This is a genomic window from Mesorhizobium sp. M0136 (assembly GCF_040322515.1).
Taxonomy (GTDB): Bacteria; Pseudomonadota; Alphaproteobacteria; order Rhizobiales; family Rhizobiaceae; genus Mesorhizobium.
Genome location: NZ_JAMYTP010000014.1, coordinates 162,966 through 170,595, shown reverse-complemented (window position 1 = coordinate 170,595; position 7,630 = coordinate 162,966). Strand labels below are relative to the sequence as shown.

The window sequence follows — 7,630 nt, the reverse complement described above, 5'->3', positions numbered from 1 at the left end:
GCCGGCCGCTCTCCCCCTTGGTGGGGGATCTGCCCGCCAGGACAGAGGGGGGCGCCGTAGAGCGATCATCTTCGATCAATCGGCCAAGCTACTTGCTCATCGCCGCAAGCCACTCATCGACCCAGGCCTTGCGGTGGGCCGCGACTTCCTCCGGGCTGAACAGCAAGGTTTTGGTCGGTTTGACCAGCTTGTCGAACGCCGGATTGAGCGGCTTGTCGGTCTTGCCGGCCGGGAACATCCAGTTGGTTTCGGGAATGACATCCTGGAATTTCGGTCCGGTCATGAAGGCGATGAACTTTTCCGCCAGCGGGTTCTTCGCGCCCTTGGTGGTGATCCCCGCAACTTCGATCTGCAGGTATTCGCCTTCCTCGAAGGACGCCGCCTGATAGCGCTCGGTGTTTTCGGCGACCATGTGGTAGGCCGGTGACGTGGTATACGACAGCACCATCGGCGCCTCGCCCTTGGTGAACAGGCCGTAGGCCTCGCTCCAGCCTGGCGTCACCGTCAGCACCTTTGCCTTGAGCTTGGCCCAGGCTTCGGGCGCCTTGTCGCCATAGACCGACTTGACCCACAACAGCAGGCCAAGACCCGGCGTCGAGGTGCGCGGGTCCTGGATGACGAGCTTCTCTCCGGCATCGCCCTCGACCAATTCCCTGAGGCTCTTCGGCGGGTTCTTCAGTTTTTCGGTATCGTAGACGACGGCGAAATAGCCATAGTCGAACGGCACGAAAATATCGTCGCGCCAGCCGCCCGGCACGCTGACATCCCATATGGCGCCATGCGGCGAAAACAGGCCGGTTGCCTTGGCGTCCGCCGTCAAATTGGTATCGAGGCCAAGCACGATATCGGCCTTGGTGGCGGCCCCTTCCAGCTTCACACGGTTGAGCAGCGCCACGCCGTCAGCGACCGAGACGAATTCGACGACGCAACTGCATTCGGCCTCGAAAGCCTTCTTCACTGCCGGTCCCGGACCCCAATCGGCGGTGAAGCTTTCATAGGTATAGACCGTCAGTCTATCCTGTGCCGATGCCTGCCCTGGCAGGGCGAGCGCGGATGCCGCAAGCAGGACAATTGAGACAAGAGAGTGGAAAAAACTGCGCATCGGCGCCTCCTTCGTTCGCGTTGAAAGGAATTGAGGCGTCGGGCTGTCCGAAACGTCTAATCCCTCCGCCGGTACAAACCGGATCAGGTTCAGCGGGTTGGCAGTCTTGCCTCTCAGCCGGTCCGCGAAGATCGCGTCCGGCACCCCGTTAGAGCGTTTCGACACATAGGCCCGGCCGAAGTGCTGCGCAAGCGGAAGTTTGCCGGGCATCCAAAGCCCAGCCTTCCGTTTCGTCTGCCGTTTCATCTTCCGTTTCCGGGGCAGGGCTGGTAAGGGCCACGAGATATGAGCACATTCACCATCCTGCTTGGCGGCGATCTCATCCGCACGCCGCTGCTCGACCGCCAGGTCGAAGGCTCGCGCGTCATCGCTGCCGATGCCGGCATCGGCCATGCCCGTATGCTGGGCCTGAGGCCGGAACTCTGGGTCGGCGATTTCGATTCCGTGCCTGCCGAGTTGCCGGAGGATCTGGCCGCCGTGCCACGGCAGGTGTTTCCCCCCGAAAAGGACAAGACCGACGGTGAACTCGCTATCGCTGCCGCGCTCGAACGCGGTGCGACCAGCCTTGTGCTCGCAGGTGCTTTCGGCGGCAAACGCACCGACCACATCTTCCTGCATCTGGCGCTGAGCGTCCGGCTGGCGGAAGGCGGGACGGACGTGCTTTTGACCAGCGGCGCACAGGAAGGCATTCCCTTGCTGCCCGGAAAGGCTGGCTTCGACTATGCCGACGGCACGCTGTTTTCGGTGCTCGGCTTCTCCGATCTCGCCGGCCTGAGCGTCACCGGTGCCAAATGGCCGCTCGACCATGTCGAGGTTGCGTTCGGCTCGTCGCTGACCATTTCCAACGAGGTCAGGGGCCGGCTGGAAATCGCGCTGGCCAGCGGCCGCGCGCTGCTGCTCGCGCATCCCCACCCTCTTCCGGAAAGCTGAGCCCAGAAAGCTGACATGGCGCCGCCGCTTCTCAATCTCGACGGGATAAAGCTGACCTTCGGCGGCACGCCGCTGCTCGACGGTGCCGCCCTGACGGCCTCAGCTGGCGACAAGATCGCCCTGGTCGGCCGCAACGGTTCGGGCAAGTCGACGCTCCTCAAGATCGCCGCCGGGCTGATCGAGCCGCAGGACGGTGAAGTCTTCCGCCAGCCTTCGGCAACCGTGCGCTACTTGCCGCAAATGCCCGACATGGAAGGTTTTGCGACCGTCCGCGCCTATGTCGAGGCGGGGCTCGGGCCCGCCGACGATCCCTATCGCGCCACCTATCTGATGGAGCATCTCGGCCTGACCGGCGAAGAACGGCCGAACGACCTCTCCGGCGGCGAGGCGAGGCGTGCGGCACTCGCGCGCGTCATGGCGCCGGAGCCCGACATTCTCCTCCTCGATGAGCCGACAAACCATCTTGACCTGTCGGTCATCGAATGGCTGGAGGAGGAGCTTGCCCGCACCTCCTCGGCACTGGTCGTCATCTCGCATGACCGCCGTTTTCTCGAGCGCGTGTCACGCGCCACAATCTGGCTCGACCGCGGCCAGACCCGCCGTCTCGACAAGGGCTTTGGCTATTTCGAGGAATGGCGCGACACGGTGCTGGAGGAGGAGGAGCGCGAGCAGCACAAGCTCGGTCGCCAGATCGTGCGCGAGGAGCACTGGCTGCGCTATGGCGTGACAGCGCGGCGCAAGCGCAACATGCGCCGGCTCGGTGAGTTGCAGACCATGCGCCAGCGCTTTCGCGGTCATCGCGGCGCCGAGGGTGCGGCGACGATGACAGCCAGCGACGCCGCCGAATCCGGCAAGCTGGTGATTGAAGCCAAGAACATCGAGAAGAGCTTTGGCGATCTGACCGTGGTCAAGGGATTCTCGACCCGCATCCAGCGCGGCGATCGCGTTGGCCTGGTCGGGCCGAACGGCGCCGGCAAGACGACACTGTTGAAGATGCTGACCGGCGAATTGAAACCGGACGCAGGCACGGTGCGGCTAGGCACCAATCTGGAGATCGCCACGCTCGACCAGAAGCGCGAGGCCGTCGATCCACAGGAGACACTGGCGCAGTATCTCACCGACGGTCGCAGCGAGAACCTCGTCATCAATGGCGAACAGCGCCACGTCGTCTCTTACATGAAAGACTTCCTGTTCAAGCCGGAACAGGCGCGCACGCCGGTGCGCGAGCTTTCGGGCGGCGAGCGGGCACGGCTGATTCTCGCCCGCGTTTTGGCGCGGCCGGCAAACCTGCTTGTGCTCGACGAGCCGACCAACGACCTCGATATGGAGACGCTGGAGTTGCTGCAGGAACTGGTCGCCGGCTTTGCCGGCACGGTGATCCTGGTCAGCCACGATCGCGATTTCCTCGACCGCACCGTGACCAGCATCATCGCGCCGGATGGTGATGGCCGCTGGATCGAATATGCCGGCGGCTATTCCGACATGCTGGCGCAGCGCGGCGGCACCAGGCTGGACGACCGCAAGGCGCGGCCGAAGGCAGAGACCAGCGAGGCGACGGCCGCAAGCAGGAGCGACGCGGTCGCTCCCAAGGGCCCGGCAAAGAAACTGTCGTTCAAGCAGAAATTCGCGCTGGAAACCTTGCCCAAGAAGATCGAGGCGGTGTCGGCCTCGATCTCGCGGCTGGAGAACAACATCGCCGATCCGGCCTATTACGAGCGCGACCCGGCCTCGTTCCAGAAGACGATTGCCGCGCTCGACAAGGAGCGCGTCACACTGGCAGCGCTCGAGGAGGAATGGCTGGAACTCGAGATGCTGCGCGAGGAGATGGAGGGGTAATTCGCGAGTTCAAGCACCTTGTCATTGCGGCTAGACAGGAGTGCGCATATGTTATGCGCATGCTGCGGAGGTGATCATGCGCAAGATAGCTGTGAATGCGGTTCGTCAGCCGGCAAATCTGTCTATCGACTCAAAGCTCATGAAGGAAGCCAAGGGGCTCGATGTTAATGTCTCGCGCGCCGCTGAAGCCGGCATCGCAGAGGCAGTGGCCGCCGAAAAGACGCGGCTGTGGAAGCTTGAGAACCGCGCGACGATAGATGCGTGGAACGAATATGTCGAAAAACGCGGTATTCCGCTGGCAGAACATCGGCAATTCTGATGGCGCGCTACGACGTCTTCGCGAGTAGCATCGAAGGCGGCTATCTCCTCGACGTCCAGGCCGATCTGCTCGACCATTTCAAGACCCGGGTGGTCGTCCCGCTGCTGCCGGTTGCGATGGCGCCATCACCAATGCGAAGGCTCCATCCCATTTTCGAGATCAATGGTCGGAAATTGGTCATGGCCACCCATTTGATCGCCACGGTTGCGGCGACGGAACTGGGCGAGAGCCGACTGAATCTGACCAGGCATCACGAAGACATCGTGAGCGCGCTCGACATGCTGTTCCAAGGCTTCTGAGCCAAGGAGGCGTTGGGCTGGTGAGCCGGCCTCACCCCGCCGTCTTTGTCTGCCAGGCCTTCAGCGCCTCGTCGAACACCTTCTCGCCGGGAATTCCCTTTTCCATGGTGAGCAGCGCCCGCCGCCCGGTCTTGTAGACGACCGGCACGTCAATCCAGTCCTGACCTCTGAGCAAGGTCAGATTGGCGTCTTCATCCGCCTTGGTGTCGTTGAGCGCAACCAGGAAGAAGCCATCGGCGATCTTGGCCGGGATGCCGATCAGCGGGCTGCCGGCATCCTGCTCGGAGCTCTTCATGGCGACACGCAAGATGTTGTCGACACCGCCGCCCTCGAAGCCATTAGGCGTCAGGAAGATCATCTCGATGATGTGGCTGGCCGGCAGCGTCTGGTCGGTGTTGCGACGGATCGTCATGCGCAACTGGATATCCTTGCCTGGAATGGTCGCCTCGGCACGGATCGCCGGCTCGGGCGGCAGGTCGCCGCCGGGCGATTCCTGCACCAGCGACCAGACGATGTTGCCGGGCTCGGCCGAGCCTTGAGCGGTGCTGGTGCGCTCCTCGTAGAAGATCGCCTTCTGGCCGACGGCCAACGCGGCTTGCGGCGGAACTACCGTCGGTGCCGCTGCCGTCGCGGGCGGTGGGGCGGCCGTTGCAGGGGCTGGCGGAGTAGCTGCAGCATCGGGCGGCGTTGCGGGCGTTGGCGCAGCGGACCCATCGACTGCTGGAGCATTGGCCGTGGCTTGCGTGTCGGCGGGTGCGGCCGGTGCCGGTGCGGCGGGTGCCGGGGTGGTCGGCGCTTGAGCGGCCGACGGCGGCGTGGTCAGTGCGGCGACGGATTCGCCTTCGCCGATGCCCGCCTGCCCGGCCGCGGGGCCGGGATCGATTTCGTGGCCCTCGGGCGTCAGGCGCTGCGTAAACTTCGCGCCCTCGCCGGCCTCCGTCGGAGGCGCGGCGGCCGGTACGGCCGCATCGGCCACCGGCTTGGCCGGGGCTGGTTTTACCAGCGGTTCGGTGGCGACGGCTTTGGTCTCGTCGAGGCCGAGCATGCTGCCGAACGCATCCTTGTTCAGCCAGATGCCATAACCGCCACCGGCAATGACCAGCAGGGCAATGGCGGCGGCGATCACGCCGCCATAGCTGCGCCTGCGCTCGGCAGGATGGAGTCGCTGGAACCTGTCCTCCGCGGGGCCGCCGTCGTTGGAAAAGTCGTCGCCCCGAAAAACGCTGTCTTGGTCATCGGCCGTCGGAAGATCCATATCGGACGGCGGCGGACCAGCGCGCTCCTGAGGAAGAGCGACGGGCTGCGGCTTTTGCCAGTTCGGCACCGCCTTGGCGGGCGTGGACTGCCATGCCGGCCCAGTCTGGGCCGGCCCGGTCTTTGCTGGCCCGGTCGTTGCTGGCTCGGTCTTTGCCGGCTGCCGGACATGGCTGGGCTGGTTCTTGTTGCGGTCGATGGAGGAGAAGATGTCCTCCAGTTCCGCCAGCGGATCGGATGCCGGTGCCGGTTTAGCATATTCTCGCTCAACGCTTGCGATGGCGTCTTCGAGTGCGCGCTTCTGCCTGGCGACATCCGACGGCGCAAACGGCGGATCGCGTTCGGCAATTTTCTTCGCGATCGTCGAACGCGCCATGTCATAAACTTTGGCGCGCACTTCCGCCGACGGCTTATCAAGCTTGTCTAGCGTCTTTTTCAGGGCACCAACAAAATCTACCATGCTTCAGTCGACCTGCATTTGTTTCTGGGCCGGCCCCCGCAAATCAGCCGCAATGCCCGGAAAGGCTGAGAAACTAGTCTTGAAACGGATCGGTCACAAGTATCGTGTCGTCCCGTTCAGGGCTGGTGGAAAGGAGTGCGACCGGCGCGCCGATCAGCTCTTCGATGTGGCGGACGTACTTCACCGCCTGGGCCGGCAGATCGTTCCAACTGCGCGCGCCGGCGGTGGTACCTTTCCACCCCTCCAACGTTTCGTAGACCGGTTCGACGCGGGCCTGCGCACCCTGGCTGGCCGGCAGGTAATCTATCGCCTCGCCGTCGAGTCGGTAGCCGGTACAGACCTTAATCTCGTCCAGCCCATCGAGCACATCGAGCTTGGTCAGCGCAATGCCCTTGATGCCGTTGACGGCGACGGCCTGGCGGACCAGCACGGCATCGAACCAGCCGCAGCGGCGCTTGCGACCGGTGACGACGCCGAATTCATGGCCACGCGTGCCCAGGAACTCGCCGATCTCGTTCTTCTGCTCGGTCGGAAACGGGCCTTCGCCAACACGCGTGGTATAGGCCTTGGTGATGCCGAGCACATAGCCGATGGCGCCCGGGCCGACACCGGACCCGGCAGCGGCCTGGCCGGCAACGGTATTTGACGAGGTGACGAACGGATAGGTACCATGATCGATGTCGAGCAACGTGCCTTGCGCGCCCTCGAACAGGATGCGCTCGCCGGCGCGGCGCTTGTCGTCGAGGATTTTCCAGACGCGGTCCATATAGGGCAGGATCTCGTCAGCGACGGAAATCAGCTCGCTCATGATCGCCTCATGCGTGACTTCGCCATGGCCAAGCCCGCGCCGCAGCGCATTGTGGTGCGTCAGCAGCCTGTCGACCTTCAAGGGTAGCGTTTCCAAATCCGCCAAATCCATCACCCTGACCGCGCGCCGGCCCACCTTGTCTTCGTAGGCGGGACCGATACCGCGGCGGGTCGTGCCGATCTTCGTTCCGGAATTGGACGCGGCGTCCTCGCGGAATCCGTCCAGCTCCCGGTGCAAGGACAGGATAAGCGCGGTGTTTTCGGCTATTTTCAGGCGGTCCGGCGTCACCTCGACGCCCTGCCCCTTCAATTTCGCAACCTCCGCGACGAAAGCGTGCGGATCGAAGACGACGCCATTGCCGATGATGGACAGCTTGCCTTGCCGCACCACGCCGGACGGCAGCAGCGACAGCTTGTAGACCTTGCCGTCGACGACCAGCGTGTGGCCGGCATTGTGGCCGCCTTGGAAGCGCACGACAACGTCGGCGCGCTCCGACAGCCAGTCTACGATCTTGCCTTTGCCCTCATCGCCCCATTGCGAGCCGACGACCACCACATTGGCCATATTTCTTTTCCCTTGAGACGCCGCACGAGCAGCTTGAAAACAGTTCGAAACGACAGGC

The 7,630-nt window shown here is 63.9% G+C and carries 7 protein-coding genes and 1 riboswitch; of the genes, 4 read left to right on the top strand and 3 right to left on the bottom strand.

Annotated elements, in window-relative coordinates:
* Nucleotides 1-88 precede the first annotated feature (88 nt).
* The gene (thiB, locus tag NKJ35_RS18685) at nucleotides 89-1,102 is read right to left on the bottom strand and encodes a thiamine ABC transporter substrate binding subunit (RefSeq protein ID WP_352649068.1); all 1,014 of its coding nucleotides are present in this window, start codon (nucleotides 1,100-1,102) and stop codon (nucleotides 89-91) included.
* 43 nt (nucleotides 1,103-1,145) lie between these two features.
* Nucleotides 1,146-1,260: riboswitch (TPP riboswitch) on the bottom strand.
* Nucleotides 1,261-1,387: 127 nt separating this feature from the next.
* On the opposite strand from thiB, the gene NKJ35_RS18680 reads away from it, so the two are divergent.
* The 4 genes from NKJ35_RS18680 (at nucleotide 1,388) to NKJ35_RS18665 (ending at nucleotide 4,486) form a co-directional block, all read left to right on the top strand.
* A complete protein-coding gene (locus NKJ35_RS18680) occupies nucleotides 1,388-2,032 on the top strand; it encodes a thiamine diphosphokinase (protein WP_352649066.1) in 645 nt (214 codons plus the stop codon).
* A 15-nt stretch (nucleotides 2,033-2,047) separates the two neighbouring features.
* Nucleotides 2,048-3,868, top strand: a complete 1,821-nt coding sequence (locus tag NKJ35_RS18675) for an ABC-F family ATP-binding cassette domain-containing protein (RefSeq protein WP_352649064.1) — start codon at nucleotides 2,048-2,050, stop codon at nucleotides 3,866-3,868.
* Between the two features lie 76 nt (nucleotides 3,869-3,944).
* Complete coding sequence (locus tag NKJ35_RS18670) at nucleotides 3,945-4,187, top strand: type II toxin-antitoxin system CcdA family antitoxin (RefSeq protein ID WP_352649077.1); 243 nt, start codon at nucleotides 3,945-3,947, stop codon at nucleotides 4,185-4,187.
* Complete coding sequence (locus NKJ35_RS18665; RefSeq protein ID WP_352504964.1) at nucleotides 4,187-4,486, top strand: CcdB family protein; 300 nt, start codon at nucleotides 4,187-4,189, stop codon at nucleotides 4,484-4,486. Before NKJ35_RS18670 ends, NKJ35_RS18665 begins: the two co-directional genes overlap by 1 nt.
* Before the next feature lie 31 nt (nucleotides 4,487-4,517).
* Here NKJ35_RS18665 and NKJ35_RS18660 read toward each other — a convergent pair whose 3' ends face one another.
* Nucleotides 4,518-6,200, bottom strand: coding sequence for a hypothetical protein (locus NKJ35_RS18660; protein WP_352649062.1), 1,683 nt, complete (start codon nucleotides 6,198-6,200; stop codon nucleotides 4,518-4,520).
* Nucleotides 6,201-6,273: 73 nt separating this feature from the next.
* A complete protein-coding gene (locus NKJ35_RS18655) occupies nucleotides 6,274-7,572 on the bottom strand; it encodes an adenylosuccinate synthase (RefSeq protein WP_254816481.1) in 1,299 nt (432 codons plus the stop codon).
* Nucleotides 7,573-7,630 lie beyond the last annotated feature (58 nt).